At 57.9% G+C, this 14,014-nt stretch carries 14 protein-coding genes and 1 tRNA gene; 6 read left to right on the top strand and 9 right to left on the bottom strand.

Translation table 11 applies throughout. From position 1 onward, the window contains the following. Entirely contained in the window at nt 1–504 is a 504-nt protein-coding gene (locus ACR0M2_RS05605) for an N-acetyltransferase family protein (protein ID WP_480704246.1), read from the top strand. 4 nt (nt 505–508) lie between these two features. Here the strand turns inward: ACR0M2_RS05605 and ACR0M2_RS05600 are convergent, their stop codons facing one another. Both ACR0M2_RS05600 and ACR0M2_RS05595 read right to left on the bottom strand, forming a co-directional pair. Beyond that, complete coding sequence (locus ACR0M2_RS05600; protein ID WP_170348803.1) at nt 509–934, bottom strand: VOC family protein; 426 nt, start codon at nt 932–934, stop codon at nt 509–511. A gap of 31 nt (nt 935–965) precedes the next feature. Further along, nucleotides 966–1,571, bottom strand: coding sequence for a pseudouridine synthase (locus ACR0M2_RS05595; protein ID WP_480704245.1), 606 nt, complete (start codon nt 1,569–1,571; stop codon nt 966–968). 213 nt (nt 1,572–1,784) lie between these two features. On the opposite strand from ACR0M2_RS05595, the gene ACR0M2_RS05590 reads away from it, so the two are divergent. Further along, nucleotides 1,785–2,372 carry an HNH endonuclease gene (locus tag ACR0M2_RS05590; RefSeq protein WP_170348801.1) on the top strand — a complete coding sequence of 196 codons (588 nt, stop codon included), beginning with the start codon at nt 1,785–1,787 and terminating at the stop codon, nt 2,370–2,372. On the opposite strand, the gene ACR0M2_RS05585 is transcribed toward ACR0M2_RS05590, so the two are convergent. Together ACR0M2_RS05585 and ACR0M2_RS05580 are read right to left on the bottom strand one after the other, a co-directional pair. Continuing rightward, nucleotides 2,369–2,833, bottom strand: a complete 465-nt coding sequence (locus tag ACR0M2_RS05585; protein ID WP_170348800.1) for a disulfide bond formation protein B — start codon at nt 2,831–2,833, stop codon at nt 2,369–2,371. The genes ACR0M2_RS05590 and ACR0M2_RS05585 overlap by 4 nt on opposite strands. Next, entirely contained in the window at nt 2,830–3,408 is a 579-nt protein-coding gene (locus ACR0M2_RS05580; protein ID WP_170348799.1) for a YqaA family protein, read from the bottom strand. Before ACR0M2_RS05580 ends, ACR0M2_RS05585 begins: the two co-directional genes overlap by 4 nt. A gap of 145 nt (nt 3,409–3,553) precedes the next feature. Here ACR0M2_RS05580 and ACR0M2_RS05575 point away from each other — a divergent pair. After that, nucleotides 3,554–3,639: transfer RNA gene (locus ACR0M2_RS05575), tRNA-Leu, on the top strand. Nucleotides 3,640–3,721: 82 nt separating this feature from the next. Here ACR0M2_RS05575 and ACR0M2_RS05570 read toward each other — a convergent pair. Both ACR0M2_RS05570 and ACR0M2_RS05565 read right to left on the bottom strand, forming a co-directional pair. Beyond that, a complete protein-coding gene (locus ACR0M2_RS05570) occupies nt 3,722–3,868 on the bottom strand; it encodes a hypothetical protein (protein WP_170394203.1) in 147 nt (48 codons plus the stop codon). Then, on the bottom strand, nt 3,865–5,358 hold the full coding sequence (locus ACR0M2_RS05565; protein WP_480704244.1) for a BCCT family transporter: 1,494 nt from the start codon (nt 5,356–5,358) through the stop codon (nt 3,865–3,867). The genes ACR0M2_RS05570 and ACR0M2_RS05565 overlap by 4 nt, the downstream gene beginning before the upstream one ends. A 382-nt stretch (nt 5,359–5,740) precedes the next feature. Here ACR0M2_RS05565 and ACR0M2_RS05560 point away from each other — a divergent pair, with 382 nt between their 5' ends. From ACR0M2_RS05560 to ACR0M2_RS05550, 3 genes are all read left to right on the top strand, one after another. After that, complete coding sequence (locus ACR0M2_RS05560) at nt 5,741–6,709, top strand: TAXI family TRAP transporter solute-binding subunit (protein WP_170348796.1); 969 nt, start codon at nt 5,741–5,743, stop codon at nt 6,707–6,709. A gap of 102 nt (nt 6,710–6,811) precedes the next feature. Beyond that, nucleotides 6,812–9,421, top strand: a complete 2,610-nt coding sequence (locus ACR0M2_RS05555) for a TRAP transporter permease (protein WP_480704243.1) — start codon at nt 6,812–6,814, stop codon at nt 9,419–9,421. After that, nucleotides 9,418–9,849 (top strand): universal stress protein, encoded by a 432-nt coding sequence (locus ACR0M2_RS05550; RefSeq protein ID WP_480687958.1) that lies wholly within the window; start codon nt 9,418–9,420, stop codon nt 9,847–9,849. The genes ACR0M2_RS05555 and ACR0M2_RS05550 overlap by 4 nt, the downstream gene beginning before the upstream one ends. Here the strand turns inward: ACR0M2_RS05550 and ACR0M2_RS05545 are convergent. The 3 genes from ACR0M2_RS05545 to ACR0M2_RS05535 are packed head-to-tail and all read right to left on the bottom strand — an operon-like array spanning nt 9,846 to nt 13,934. Beyond that, a complete protein-coding gene (locus ACR0M2_RS05545) occupies nt 9,846–10,886 on the bottom strand; it encodes a lipocalin-like domain-containing protein (RefSeq protein WP_480704242.1) in 1,041 nt (346 codons plus the stop codon). The genes ACR0M2_RS05550 and ACR0M2_RS05545 overlap by 4 nt on opposite strands. Then, a complete protein-coding gene (locus ACR0M2_RS05540; protein ID WP_480704241.1) occupies nt 10,876–13,290 on the bottom strand; it encodes an FtsX-like permease family protein in 2,415 nt (804 codons plus the stop codon). The genes ACR0M2_RS05545 and ACR0M2_RS05540 overlap by 11 nt, the downstream gene beginning before the upstream one ends. After that, nucleotides 13,287–13,934, bottom strand: a complete 648-nt coding sequence (locus ACR0M2_RS05535; protein ID WP_480704239.1) for an ABC transporter ATP-binding protein — start codon at nt 13,932–13,934, stop codon at nt 13,287–13,289. Before ACR0M2_RS05535 ends, ACR0M2_RS05540 begins: the two co-directional genes overlap by 4 nt. Between the last annotated feature and the right edge of the window lie 80 nt (nt 13,935–14,014).

The following is a 14,014-nucleotide window of genomic DNA, read 5'->3' as shown; positions in this document are numbered from 1 at the left end:
ATGATCGCGGTCCGCCCCATGATGCCAGAGGATGTGGCCATAGCCTGCCGCATCCTCAATGAGATCATCGAAATCGGGGGCAGCACCGCGTTTGAAATTCCGTTCTCTTACGCGTTGTTCGTTCAAAGCTACCTGGAGGGCGCTGACACAATCTGCGCCCACGTCGCCTTGGACGATCAAGGAGAGGTGGCTGGCTTTCAGTGGCTGGGAATGCAAAACACGTTGCCACAGGATTGCGCCGATATCGCGACCTTCACCAGACGCCATCCTGCGCTGAAAGGGGCAGGCCGGGCCTTGTTCGCGGAAACTTCGAAATTCGCGGCGGCAATGGGGTTTACAGCGATTAATGCAACCATCCGCGCCGATAATGGGATGGGTCTTGGCTACTACGACAAGATGGGGTTTCGAGACTACTCGGTCGCCTATGGCGTGCCACTGCAGGATGGCACGCCGGTTGATAGAATATCTAAAAGGTTTGATCTATCGGCGGGCGCGGCACTCTGAGGGGTCAGCCCCACAAATGCCCTTCGGCAAATTCAACCGAATTGCCTGACGGATCGCGCACGTAAAGAGAGCGTGCGCCGTTTGGCCAGTCAAACTCGGCATCTAAGGGGATATTCCAATCCAGCAGATGTTTGCGCATCGTGTCGATCTCCGCGCGTGTCAGGATCAGACAAACGTGGCCAGGCCCGTGCGCGCCATGGGGGGGAACGGGCAAGTCGGGATTGCCCGGCGGTTTCTCGGTTTCTTCCGCGTTGAACAACAACAAGACTGAACTGCCGATCCGGAAGAATACGTGTCGATCCGTCACGCGCTGGATTTTCTCCAACGCCAGAATCTCTCCATAAAACCGTTCGGCAGCATCCAAGTCGTCGACATAAAGAGCGGCCTCAAGAATGCCGGTTGGTACTGGAATGTCGGGTGTGACTTTCATGCTGTAAGCCTATCACAACATGCAGTTTTTGTCACCGGCGTGGACGACGGTCGCGTTTGTGTTGCGGGGCAGAGTTTAATGTTGGCGTCGGTAGGCTGTCCCATTGGCCTGGCTCAAGCCCCTCTAGCGACCAGTCGCCGATCCGGGCGCGGATCAGACGCAGGGTCGGGTGACCAACGGCAGCTGTCATCCGCCGCACCTGCCGATTGCGGCCCTCGCGGATGGTCAGTTCGATCCAGCAATCGGGCACCGTCTGGCGCACTCTGATCGGCGGATTGCGGGGCCACAGCCCTGGCGGTTCATCCATCAACCGGGCTTTGGCAGGGCGGGTCAGGCCGTCTTTCAGTTCAACCCCGTCTCGCAGGGCTTTCAAGGCAGCGTCATCCGGCAGACCTTCGACCTGAACCCAATAGGTTTTGGTCATCTTGTGTTTTGGGTCCGATATTTGCGCTTGCAGTCGCCCGTTGTCGGTCAGCAGCATCAAGCCTTCGCTGTCCCGATCCAGCCGCCCGGCCGGGTAAACGCCTGGCAGATCGATATAGTCTGACAGAGTGCGGCGGGGCGAATCTGCGTTGGCGCGGTCGGTGAACTGCGGCAGCACATCGAATGGTTTGTTGAAGCGAATGAACCAGGACATGACAAACGCCATAGCTCGCAGGTCAGTGAGGCGCAACCTGTGGATAAGTGTTACGCAGGTGTTACAGATTCGGATTAACCAATCCCCGAGATATTGTGGAAACTCAGGGCTTGTCAGAGATTTAACACGATATATAGTTAAGTTAAGGCCGGGGCGGGTGTTCCCCGCTCTGATGTCAAAAACGGGCAGAGCAGAGCGAGGAGCGATTCTGAGATGGATGGAGACTTCAGGACCGAATTTGTCAGGGAACCCGGTGCGCTCAGGCATCATCCGGCATTGGTTTTGAACGCCGATTATCGCCCCTTATCCTATTACCCGTTATCCCTGTGGCCATGGCAAGAGGCGATCAAGGCTGCTTGGCTGGACAGGGTGGACATAGTGGCTGAATACGACGAAGTCGTCCGAAGCCCCAGTACCGAGATACGAATACCTTCGGTCGTTGTCCTGAAAGATTATGTAAAACCCAGAAAGCGCGTGGCCTTCACGCGCTTTAATTTATTTTTGAGGGACGAATTCCGCTGTCAGTATTGTGGGAGCCGGGGTGATCTGACGTTTGACCATGTGGTACCGCGTGCGGCAGGGGGCGTCACAAGCTGGCAGAATGTCGTGGCGGCCTGCAGCCCGTGCAACCTAAAAAAAGGGTCCAAGTCACTGCGACAGGCAGGGATGACGTTGCGCAAGCCTCCGCGCCAACCGGAATCAGAGGCGTTGCGCAATATTGGGCGCAAGTTCCCTCCGAACCACCTGCATGATAGCTGGATCGACTTTCTCTATTGGGATGCGGAACTGGACGAACTTTAACGAGCGCGCCAGGCTGCGATCCAGACCAGCACCAACACGCCGGACAGGACAGCGTTCCAACCTGCCATCGACAAGCCTAACATCTGCCAGGGGATATCATCGCAACGCACCAGCGGGGCGGACATGATCTGTTCCATCAGATCTTCTGTCGACAGGCCGCCTATGTCACCGGACGTGCAGCTAGACGGGCCTTCCCACCATTTCTGCTCGACCCCCGCGTGAAACACGCCGATTGCAGCCGTCGTTAGGGCCGCAAGCGCGCCCAACAATGGCAACAGCGTTGCCCGTGGCAGGGCCAAAGCCATTGCTCCGATTAGAACAGCGGCGCCATGCGGATAGCGTTGCCAGATACACATTTTGCAAGGCGCCAAGCCGCCGAGGTACTGAAACCCCCACGCCCCAAGCAGAAGTGCCGCAGACCCTGCCGTAGCGATCAGGATCAGAGTGTTTTTGCGAGTCATAGGTATTTCACCACGAAAAATCCGCCGAACAGCAGGATGACGAACAGAGTGAACATAAGGCCCAGCCGCTTCTCGATGAAGGCCCGGATCGGTTCTCCAAAGCCCCAAAGCAGACCGGCAACCATAAAGAACCGCAAGGCACGGGCTAGGATAGAGGTGGCGATGAAAGTTCCCAGCGGCATACCAGTCCAACCGGACATGATCGTAATGACCTTGTAGGGGAAGGGGGTAACCCCAGCCGCAAGTACGGCCCAAAAGCCGAAATCGTTGAAGCGGGTGTTGAACTCTTCCATGGCGTGGGCTTTGCCCATCGACTCGAGAATCGGTTGGCCGAGACTTTCATAAAAGAACGCGCCAATGGCATAGCCCAGCAAGCCCCCCAACACCGAAAAGACCAGTGCGACCGATGCAATCAGCCAAGCCCGCGACGGGCGGGCCAGAATCATGGGAATCATCAAAACATCAGGTGGGATCGGAAAGACCGAACTTTCGATAAAAGCCACGAAGGCCAACGCCCACAATGCATGCGGATGTTCTGCCAGACGAATGGTCCAGTCATAAAGCGATCGCAACATAAGATGCTAAAACCCTGTTCTAACGTAGCGCAAGCCAAACCACGCGTCCGGCAAGGCGTCAAGCATCACCGCGAATACAAACTGGATTTTGGTTGCTTTTTGCCTCTGGACCTTCCCGGTTATGGGCGCTAATCCAATGGTCGTGGCCCAAGTGGCGGAATGGTAGACGCAGGGGATTCAAAATCCCCCGGTAGTGATACCGTGCCGGTTCGAGTCCGGCCTTGGGTACCAAAGTAAAAACAGAGGGTTAGGGAAACCTGCTCTCTGTTTTTTCTTTTTCGGCATTGCGTTTGCACACACTGCCAAATCACATCTATTCGTTTTGGTGACGTTTTGCCTGAGTCTCAGAGTCGGCGGGTTTGGATGCCTTGGGAAAGCCTGTGAAGATCAACCAGATCAGGAATCCGATATATGCGAAAACGACAACATTCAGCATGGTATCAACAAACTGTCCGCTCATGTCCGGTCCTCTCGCGATAGGCTTTTGAACAGGCAGATCACTAGGATCGGTACGATAAAGACGAACGCCATGGCCGAAAGTGCGATGATTGATCTGACCACGGAAATGTCGCCCACCAGAATCATCGCCAGCCCCAGTGCCCCCAAAATAATGCCCCAGATTGTACGGATGCGGGGCGACGGGTTCTCGTCGCCTCCGGTGCCGATCATTGCAAGTGTGAAACCTGCGCTTACGACGCTGGTTACAACGAACAGGAACGCGGCCAAAACAGTGGCGATTTGAGTCACACCGCCCAGTGGGAACTTTGCAAGCAGGGCAAAGGTCGTCGCGTCCAGATTCTCGGCGTTAACGGCGGACAGGGTACCGTCCTGACGCAGAGTGTCGTAGAAACCCAGCCCACCGAAAATACCGAACCACAAGATCGAGAACAGGGTGGGGGCAACGATGACACCAACCAGAAACTCTCGGATCGTGCGCCCGCGTGAGATTCGTGCGATGAAAATGCCCACAAAAGGCGACCAGGCCAACCACCAGATCATATAGTTCAGCGTCCAGCCGTGGAACCAGTCGACGATGATGTCGTCGAAGAATTCAGCTGTAGAGAATCCAGCCGGAAGAACGCCGAAGAGGTAGCGTCCGAAGCCTGACACGATGCCGTCCATCATGAACGACGTGGGTCCAAGGATCAGCAGATAGACCATCATTCCAACCGCAATCAGCATCGCGATATTGGACAGCAGTGACATCCCTTCGCCAAGGTCGCGGCGCAGCGGAATGATGTAAGCTACGCACAGCAAGGCAAAAACGGGCAGGGTTAGCACGCCAGGTGAATCAATCCCGATCAGACCAGCCAGGCCGGTTTGAATCTGGAATACGCCCATCGCCAGCGAACCGGCCAAGCCCACTGCTATCGCAACAATCGAGAGCAGATCGAAAACCCATCCCAGAGATTTGGTCCAGCGGGCCTCACCCAATGTATCGGTTACAGGGGCGCTCAGCAGTAGCGTGCGCCCTCGACGATAGGCAAAATAGGCGATGACCAGGCCGACGATCGCATAGATGGCCCAGGCGTGAAATCCCCAGTTCAGATAGGTGATGAACAAGGCATGACCGGCGGCCATGGGATCGGGGTTGTATTGGCGCAGAACCTCGAAATGGGTCAGGGGTTCGGCTGCGCCGTAAAACAACAGACCAACGCCCATGCCAGCCGCGAAAAGCATGGCGATCCAGGCAGGCGTTGAAAACTCAGGCTCGGCCCCGTCGGGCCCAAGGCGAATGTCGCCAAATCGGGACAAGGCCAGATACAGCGTGACAAACAGCAGGCCGCTGACCTCAAGCATGATGAACCAGCCACGGCTGTTGAACTGCGTGGCCACCGCTGCGGATGCAAGCCGCCCTAGCCCTTGCGGGTCGACTATACCCCAGGCCGCAATCGCTGCGCTGATGGTCAGAGCGATGAAAAGCAACGGGCTGGGGGACGCGGGCTTCATGTTAAACGGCCTTTCCTGACAGTTGCAGAACAAATTCCTTTCCAGCCCTGCGCTTACAGGTGTCTGTGAATGTCGGTTTGACACTAGAGATCACCGAACCGAGTTTCAAAAGAATTGTTCCTGACCACCCAAAAGACCTGTGAGATGGGCATTCTGGGGGGAAAGTTTTGAAAAAGCCCTCAGATATGCGGCGTGGGCGTGTCAGGCCGAGTACGGGGGTTGACAAGTTGAGTATCTGAATGAAACGTCGAAGGTGTTGGGAGATTTTGGAAATTCAGTCGCTTGTGCCTGTTGCAAGACAGGTGCAGTTGGCGTACCGGCAGGTCCCGGATGGGACCGCCAACAGTCTCCCATCCACCAAAAGAATTGGGAGTTCACGAAAATGAAAAACAGCAGCAAGCTTAGCCTCGGCGCGGTCGTCACCGCGGCCCTTATGGCTCCGGCCGCGTATGCAGAGGAATTCATCACAATCGGCACCGGTGGTGTGACCGGTGTGTATTATCCGACAGGCGGCGCGATTTGTCGTCTGGTCAACAAAGGCCGCAAAGAGCACGGCGTGCGCTGCTCGGTCGAATCGACCGGTGGTTCGGTTTACAACATCAACACCATCCGCGAAGGCGAGCTGGAGTTTGGTGTGGCGCAGTCCGACTGGCAGTACCACGCCTTTAACGGCACCTCGAAATTCGAAGAGGCTGGTCCCTTCGAAGGTCTGCGCGCCGTCTTCTCGGTACACCCCGAGCCGTTCACCGTGGTTGCCCGTGCCGATTCCGGCATCACGAACTTTGAAGACATGAAGGGCAAGCGCGTCAACATCGGTAACCCCGGTTCCGGTCAGCGCGGCACCATGGAGGTCCTGCTGGGCGAAATGGGTTGGACCACCGACGATTTCGAACTGGCGACCGAACTGAAAGCAGCTGAACAGTCTGCTGCTCTGTGCGACAACCAGATCGACGCGATGGTTTACACCGTTGGCCACCCCTCGGGTTCGATCCAAGAAGCCACCACCGCGTGTGATTCCGTGCTGGTGAATGTCAGCGGCGACGCCGTGGACAAGCTGGTTGGCGACAACTCGTTCTACCGCACCGCAACCATCCCCGGTGGCATGTATCGCGGTTCCGACGGTGACACCGCAACCTTTGGTGTTGGCGCGACTTTCGTGACCTCGGCAGACGTGTCGGAAGACGCGGTGTATGCAGTTGTCAGCTCGGTCTTTGAAAACTTCGACGACTTCAAAAAGCTGCACCCGGCGTTTGCAAACCTCAAGCCCGAAGAGATGATCGCGGACGGCCTGTCGGCTCCGCTGCATCCGGGTGCCGAGAAGTACTACAAAGAAAAAGGCTGGATTCAGTAAACCAGACTTAAGGCAGGGTGCCCACGGGCGCCCTGCAACCCAAGCCCGTAAAATAACGGGTGGTTCAAAAGGCCAAAAAGGCCGCGACGGGGAGACATTTGCATGAGTTCCGACACACAATCCAATCGTCCGCTATCCGAAGAAGAGCTGCAGGAACTTGTAGCCTCGTCCGATGCGGGTGGGCGTAATCCGGTCGGCAATGTCGGGATTTTTCTGGCCGTTGTGGCGGCGATCTGGTCGATTTTTCAGGTGCTTTTAGCATCTCCTATCGCCAACTATGTGTTGCCGGGCAGCGTCGTGAATAATGCACGTCAGTTTCATCTGGCCTTTGCCATGTTTCTGGCCTTTGCGGCCTATCCAGCGCTGAAGTCCAGCCCGCGTGACTATATCCCGGTTCAGGACTGGATAATGGGGGTCGCTGGCGCGTTTCTTGCGCTATACGGGTACTTCTTCTACGAAAAGATCGTCGATGCGGGCGGTCTTGCGGATGACACCGACAAGTGGGTCGCATTGGCCGGCCTGCTGCTGTTGTTCGAGGCCGCGCGCCGTGCGCTTGGGCCTGCAATGGCCATTATCGCGACGATCTTTCTGGCATATGTGTTCTTTGGCTCATCTGAATGGGTGCCCGAGGTTATCCGCTGGAAAGGCGCAAGCCTGAAAAAGGCCATGAGCCACATGTGGATCACGTCCGAGGGCGTGTTCGGCATCGCCTTGGGTGTTTCCACCAAATTCGTGTTTCTGTTCGTGCTGTTCGGCGCGTTGCTCGATAAGGCCGGGGCGGGGAACTACTTTATCAAGATGGCCTTTGGTGCCCTCGGCCACCTGCGTGGTGGCCCGGCCAAGGCAGCGGTCGTGGGCTCGGCGGCGACCGGCCTGATCTCGGGTTCGTCCATTGCCAACGTGGTTACCACCGGAACCTTCACTATCCCGCTGATGAAGCGCGTCGGGTTCAGCAGTGAACAGGCTGGATCGGTCGAGGTTGCATCCTCAGTGAACGGCCAGATCATGCCGCCTGTGATGGGCGCTGCGGCCTTCCTGATGGTGGAATATGTGGGCATTTCCTATGTCGAGGTGATTACCCACGCGTTCCTGCCAGCGGCGATTTCCTACATCGCGCTCGTCTATATCGTTCATCTTGAAGCGGTGAAGCGGAACATGCCCACATTGGGTGATCGCGACGTCCATCTGGCGCGCACTGTCGTTGGAATGTTGATGTTCTTCCTTGTGTTTGCGGGGCTTTGCTATGGCTCGCAATACCCGGTCGAAGCGGTCACCAGCTGGGTGCCCTCGGCGGCCGGATTGGTCCTGAGCCTGATTGTCTGCGCAGTCTATGTGGTGCTGCTGTATCTGGCGGCTCAGGTGCCGGATCTGGAACCTGATGATCCGAATGCCAAAGAAGTAACGCTGCCGGTTATCGCCGATATCTATAAAGCCGGGCTGCACTATCTGCTGCCGATCATCGTTCTGGTTTATTTCCTGATGATCGAACAGAAATCGCCGGGTTTGTCAGCGTTTTGGGCCACCGCATTACTGTTCGTGATCCTGCTGACTCAAAAGCCCCTCAAGGCGTTGTTCCGAGGGCAGAGTAACCTGAACGCCAGCTTTATCGATGGTGTCGCCGACCTTTGGCAGGGCTTGATTGACGGCGCGCGCAACATGATCGGTATCGCCCTTGCTACCGCGACTGCAGGTGTCATCGTTGGCACGGTTACCCTGACTGGTGTCGGGCAGGTGATGGCCGATCTGGTCGAGTTCCTGTCGGGCGGCAACCTGATCCTGATGCTGGTGATGGTTGGTATCCTAAGCCTGATCCTGGGCATGGGCCTGCCGACCACGGCGAACTACATCGTTGTCAGCTCGCTGATGGCTGGTGTGGTTGTCGAACTAGGCGCGCAGAGCGGCCTGATCGTGCCGCTGATCGCCGTGCACCTGTTCGTTTTCTACTTTGGGATCATGGCGGATGTGACGCCTCCGGTCGGGCTGGCAAGCTTTGCGGCGGCGGCTGTGTCAGGCGGCGATGCGATCAAAACCGGTTTCACCGCGTTCTTCTACAGCCTGCGCACCGTGGCACTTCCGTTTGTGTTCATCTTCAATACGGACCTGCTGTTGATCGACGTCACCTGGGTTGAAGGGATAACCGTCGCGATATTCGCAACCATAGCCATCCTTGTTTTTACTGCGGGGACGATGGGTTATTTCGTGACGCACAGCCGTATTTACGAAAGCGTCGCGCTGATCTTCGTTGCATTTGCGCTGTTCCGGCCCGACTTCTTCATGGATCGGCTTTCACCGCCCTATGCGTCGGTTGAACCGTCGGCATTCGTTGAAACGATCGGGCAAACGCCGCCGGGAACAGAAGTCCGCCTTGTTGTTAGCGGCCCTGATTTTGACACTCTGGAGATGACGGACACTACGGTCGTAGTGCCGGTTGGCAGCGAAGAGGGTGGCGCCGCGCGTGTGGACGCCATGGGCCTGATGCTGATCGAAGAGGACGGTCTGGTCAAACTGGACGAGCCGCTGTTTGGCACCCCGGTCGCGGATGAGTTGGATAACTTCGACTATTACGCGGATGACGCGGTGCGTCTGACCTCGGTCAGCCTGCCATCCAGTCAGCCGCCGAAGCAATTGATTTATATCCCGGCGATGATTCTGCTGGGGCTGATCGCTTTCCTTCAACGCGGCCGCGCCGCCAGACAAGAGGTGCCCGCATGACAAACTCTGTTCTTTGTGCCGTTGATATCAGCAATGGCGATCTGGACGTACATGTGTTGAAGACCGCGGCGTCTTTGGCCGATCAGGATAGCGCGCAGCTGGACGTGGTGACTGTACTGCCAGATTTCGGAGAAAGCTGGGTGTCCGGCTTTTTCCAACCGGATTTCCACGAAAAGGCGCTGGATGAGGCGCATACCAAACTGACCGATATGTGTACGGCAACTTTGGGTGCAGAGCGGAACGAGAGAATCCGCCACGTCGTCGCCACCGGAACAGCCTATCAGGAGATCTTGAAGACCGCTGAAAGCGCGAACAGCGATCTGATCGTGATCGGCGCACACAAACCGGACCTCAAGGACTATCTTCTGGGTCCGAACGCGGCGCGGGTCGTGCGGCATTCCACGGTCTCGGTTTACGTGGTACGCTAGTATCCGGTCATCTCAAGGTAGCCGCGCCCAGAGTGGCTGCCTGAGACCCTTACGGGGCCTTCCCAGTATTCGAACCGCGTCGCCATCCAGGCATCGGGTGTGATCGCCGATACGTCGACCTGCAAATCGCGATCAGGCAATGTCACGCGCCACTGGATGGGCACGTCCCGATCAGCGACTCGTGCCGTATCCAGCGGTGTGAACGAAACGGAGCCATCGGGCAGGGGCGTCGCGGTGCCATCTGCTGTGATCCAAGTGGCCGCTGTGAAATCCCCGCGCCCGCCGCGCAGGCGAAATGCCATCAGCTTATTGCCATCATCAAAGCTGAGCGAGAACCAATCCCATCCGCTTTGATCGGCAGCAAGAGGCTGGCTGGACCACTCACGATCCAACCAGCCCTGACCGGTGACCGCGACATCTCCATCGGGTAGGCGCAGTACACCTTCGGCGTCATAGAAGGGTTGAGAATAGTAATGGCTGGCCTGCCTATCGGCGGACTTGACTGAGTATCCGTCCTCTCCGTGAAACACCAGTGGACCTTGGGCTGTCAGGGTTAGGTCATAGGAAAATTCGGCACCGCTCGCGGACAAGGACAAGGCGCTAGGATCAGGCCCGCGCATATGCCATTCGTCGATCCAGGCCTCGAATGGTTCGGCAGTCACCCCAGCCTGACCGATGCCGCCACGCGACAGGCGTTCGGCAAAATAATGCGCTTCCTCAGTCGTCACAGCAGCGTGGCCCAACCACAGCTGAGGGCTTTGCCAACCTTCGGCCTCGGTCGGTTTCAGGGCGGATCGGAACAAGGTCCATTGAATGCCGTAATCGCGCCCGTCTTCTCCGCTCAGGTTGGCAGTCAGATACCACCACTCAATTCGAAAGGACGGGTGCGGGCCGTGATCTCGCGGAAATTCGAACTGGTAACCTGGTTTGGGGATGTCGAACCCGTCGGCTGACCCGCCCAGCCCGGCATAGCCTTGCGGGTGCAAGGCAGAGGGCAGCAATAGGATCAGGACAAACAGCCAAGCTTTAACGTTCATTGGCAAATACCTTCAGAAGGTCAGCGGGTGGCAAACGCATCAAGCGCAATGCGGGCAGGGCGGCGGCGGCAAAGGCGGCAAGCAGGGTCAGCACAAACAGATAGACCCAATCAGCAGGAAACAGAAACATCGGCAGTCGCCAGCCAAAAGCCTGTACGTTGATAACCGCCAGTAGCGCCCAGGCCAAAACCAACCCAAGTGGCAAGGCAAGCACGGCCGTCAACGCCGCCAGCAGCACACTGCGCAACAACTCTAGCCGTGCCAGTTGCGCGCGTGTCAGCCCCAACGCCCAAACCGGGGCAACCTGCGGCAGCCTCTGGGTCCACAAGGTCAGTAAACTGGTCAGGATAGCAAATCCCGCCACCCCCAGTGTCAACACATTCAATGCGGAAGTCACCACAAAGGTCTTGTCAAAGATCGCCAGCGATTGCGCCTTCATGGCGGCCTGTTGCACGACGGCCCGCCGAGGCAGGTCAAACTGGTCTCCTAGAGCCTGAGTTATTTCGGTGGCGCGCTCGGGTGCAAGGCGGATGCCGAACCTGCGCGTGTCGGCCCCTGGGGCGATTTGGTCAAGCTGCGGCATTGATACGATCGCCTGACCGGTCGGATTGCCGTAGTCCGAATAAACACCTGCCACGGTCAGCGCATGCCCTGCATTCAGCGTCAGTGTATCCCCAGGCCATAAACCCGCACGGCGGGCGAGCTGTTCGTTGATTAAAACGGCCTCACCCGTCAGGACGCGATCCCAGACATCATCTGAAGAGGCGATCAGAGGCCAGTGATCGCGGTAAGTCTGGTGGTCCACAATTCCGTATAAGAACAACGGTCCGGTCTCGTGGATCAGTTCAACGCTGCGGATTGGCAACACGGCGTCCACCTGCGGGCCTAGCCATTGGGCAATCTGTTGACCTTGTTGGTTGTCAGTGGCGGTCACGTAAACCTCGGACGTCAGGCGTTGATCCAACCAGCCAACAAAGGTGAGGCGAAAGCTGGAAACCATGGTTCCGACACCAATATTCGCGGCCAAAGCCAGCAGCAGTGCCATCAAAGCCAAAGACAGACCCGGTAATTGCGCCTGCATATCGGCCCAGACCCATTGTGCGATCGGCCCTCGGGCGCGCCGATGAAAACCCGACAGGGCGAGGGACAGAAGATAGGGCAGAGTCAGTGCCGCTCCGGTGAGAATGCCGCCGACCATCACAAACCCGGCAACCAACCCGTTAAAGGCAAACCCTATGCCAAAGCCACCCCCGATCAAGGCCAGACCGATCAGGCCTGCGCTGCGTTGTCCCAAGGCTGAACCACGCCAAGCTTGAACTCCGGAACCAGTCAGCAAGGGCATGCGCGCCAATCGATACAAGGCGTGGCCACTGGCAAACATTGTGCCCGCTAATGCCATCGCCAACCCCGCCAGCGCCCATTGCGGTTGCAAGGACATTTGCCCGTCGACAGGTGCGCCGTAAAGCCCGCGCAAAGTGGCCGCGACGTCGGGCAGCAGCGCTCCGGCGAGAAAGAACCCAAGGATCAGGCCCAAGGTGCCGCCGATCAGGGCCAACGCGGTCAATTCAGCCATGATCACCCAGATCAAACGCCGCATTGAGACACCCAGAGCCCGTAGGGTGCGGATCATCGCCCTCCGTTGCGCAAAGGCCAGCCCGACGGTGCCATGAACAATAAAAAGACCGACGGCAAAGGACAGCAGTCCAAATGCGGTGAGGTTCAGGTGAAAACTATCCGTCAGACTGGCCGCATCCAACTGCGCCGAAGCTGCGATCCGTTCAAGTTCAGGCGCGATCTCGGATAGCGGTGGTACGTCAAGCGGCTGATCGGGCAGCACTATCATGCGCGAGATCTGCCCGGATTTGTCCAGAAGTGTCTCGGCAGCGCCGATATCGGTCAGGATCAGATCAGGCGGAACAGTGTCAGAGGTTAGAATCGGCGGCAGACCGCTTTGCCCGCGCAGCACCTGTGCAAGATCAGGCGCAGCCAGCAAGCGGCCCGGTGCGGTCAGCATGTCGGCCGGGTCGGGGGGCGTTTCGCTTTGCTCAATCTGGGTCACGGCGGGCAGGGCCGGGTAGGCGACCATGTCAACGCCCATCACCTGTACCGTGCGTCCCGAAATCCGCAGGGGGCCTTCCAAAACAGCTGCCACTTGCCAACCTGCACGGCGCAGCGCGACATAACGCTCAATCGGGATCGGGCCGGACGGGTCGCGCAGCTCATCAAACAGACCCAGCGCAAGCTGATCATTGGCCTCTTGATAGCTGGCGCGCGCCTCGGCATTGATGGCCTGCACCGCCGACCACAGCCCGGTCGCCAAAGCGATGCCAATCAACAGCGTTGCCAGTTGCAGCCAGTGACGTCGCCAATGCGACAGCAATGCCTGAATGATTGCCCCAGTCATGCGATATGGCCACCGGTCAGATGCGCCCGCCGATCCAGACGCGCCGCGATGTCTGGCGAGTGCGTAACTAACAGTAAGGCGGCACCTGTCTCGGCAACTAGCGAGAGCATCAGATCCAGCACGGTCGCGCTGGCGGTTTCGTCTAGATTGCCGGTTGGTTCATCCGCCAGCAACAGCTTTGGCCGGAGGGCCATGGCGCGGCCGATGGCTACGCGCTGTTGTTGACCGCCTGACAGATTTTCAGGATAGCGCGTCAGCAAGTCGGACAAACCAAGCCGTTCAGCCAGTTGCGCGGTCCAGTCGGTGTCTTCACGGTTCGCCAATCGGGCGTGAAATGAGAGGTTCTGAGCGACCGTCAGCGATGGAATCAGATTGAATTGCTGAAACACCAACGACACGCTCTCACGGCGCAATGCGGCCCGACCACGGTCATCCAGCGAAGAAAGGGCGGTGCCGTCCAGCGTAATCTCGCCGCCGTCAAAGCTGTCCAAAGCGGCAGCAAGGTTCAAAAGCGTGCTTTTGCCACTTCCGCTTTCACCGGTCAGAGCCAGCGTCTGACCTTGATCCAGCGTCAGTGACACATCGCGCAACACGGGCCGCCCGCCGGGATAGGATTTCTGGACCTTGTCGATATTCAGCAGCATGCAAACCCCTTGGACAGTGCCTGTCACAATGTGCAACGCCACCCCACAGAGTCCAGCGTCCGGGCGCAATCTTTTGCGAT

This window comes from Ruegeria sp. BE10, assembly GCF_056538905.1.
Note: the sequence above shows the minus strand (reverse complement) of the source record. Positions and strands in the feature narration are given on the sequence as shown.

Bases quoted from the DNA above. Each gene is read 5' to 3' on its own strand.
- ACR0M2_RS05550 (WP_480687958.1), top strand. From the start codon at position 9,418: ATGACAAACTCTGTTCTTTGTGCCGTTGATATCAGCAATGGCGATCTG.
- ACR0M2_RS05570 (WP_170394203.1), bottom strand. From the start codon at position 3,868: ATGAGCGGACAGTTTGTTGATACCATGCTGAATGTTGTCGTTTTCGCA.
- ACR0M2_RS05585 (WP_170348800.1), bottom strand. From the start codon at position 2,833: ATGACTCGCAAAAACACTCTGATCCTGATCGCTACGGCAGGGTCTGCG.
- ACR0M2_RS05555 (WP_480704243.1), top strand. From the start codon at position 6,812: ATGAGTTCCGACACACAATCCAATCGTCCGCTATCCGAAGAAGAGCTG.
- ACR0M2_RS05580 (WP_170348799.1), bottom strand. From the start codon at position 3,408: ATGTTGCGATCGCTTTATGACTGGACCATTCGTCTGGCAGAACATCCG.
- ACR0M2_RS05605 (WP_480704246.1), top strand. From the start codon at position 1: ATGATCGCGGTCCGCCCCATGATGCCAGAGGATGTGGCCATAGCCTGC.
- ACR0M2_RS05540 (WP_480704241.1), bottom strand. From the start codon at position 13,290: ATGACTGGGGCAATCATTCAGGCATTGCTGTCGCATTGGCGACGTCAC.
- ACR0M2_RS05545 (WP_480704242.1), bottom strand. From the start codon at position 10,886: ATGAACGTTAAAGCTTGGCTGTTTGTCCTGATCCTATTGCTGCCCTCT.
- ACR0M2_RS05595 (WP_480704245.1), bottom strand. From the start codon at position 1,571: ATGTCCTGGTTCATTCGCTTCAACAAACCATTCGATGTGCTGCCGCAG.
- ACR0M2_RS05560 (WP_170348796.1), top strand. From the start codon at position 5,741: ATGAAAAACAGCAGCAAGCTTAGCCTCGGCGCGGTCGTCACCGCGGCC.
- ACR0M2_RS05565 (WP_480704244.1), bottom strand. From the start codon at position 5,358: ATGAAGCCCGCGTCCCCCAGCCCGTTGCTTTTCATCGCTCTGACCATC.
- ACR0M2_RS05535 (WP_480704239.1), bottom strand. From the start codon at position 13,934: ATGCTGCTGAATATCGACAAGGTCCAGAAATCCTATCCCGGCGGGCGG.
- ACR0M2_RS05590 (WP_170348801.1), top strand. From the start codon at position 1,785: ATGGATGGAGACTTCAGGACCGAATTTGTCAGGGAACCCGGTGCGCTC.
- ACR0M2_RS05600 (WP_170348803.1), bottom strand. From the start codon at position 934: ATGAAAGTCACACCCGACATTCCAGTACCAACCGGCATTCTTGAGGCC.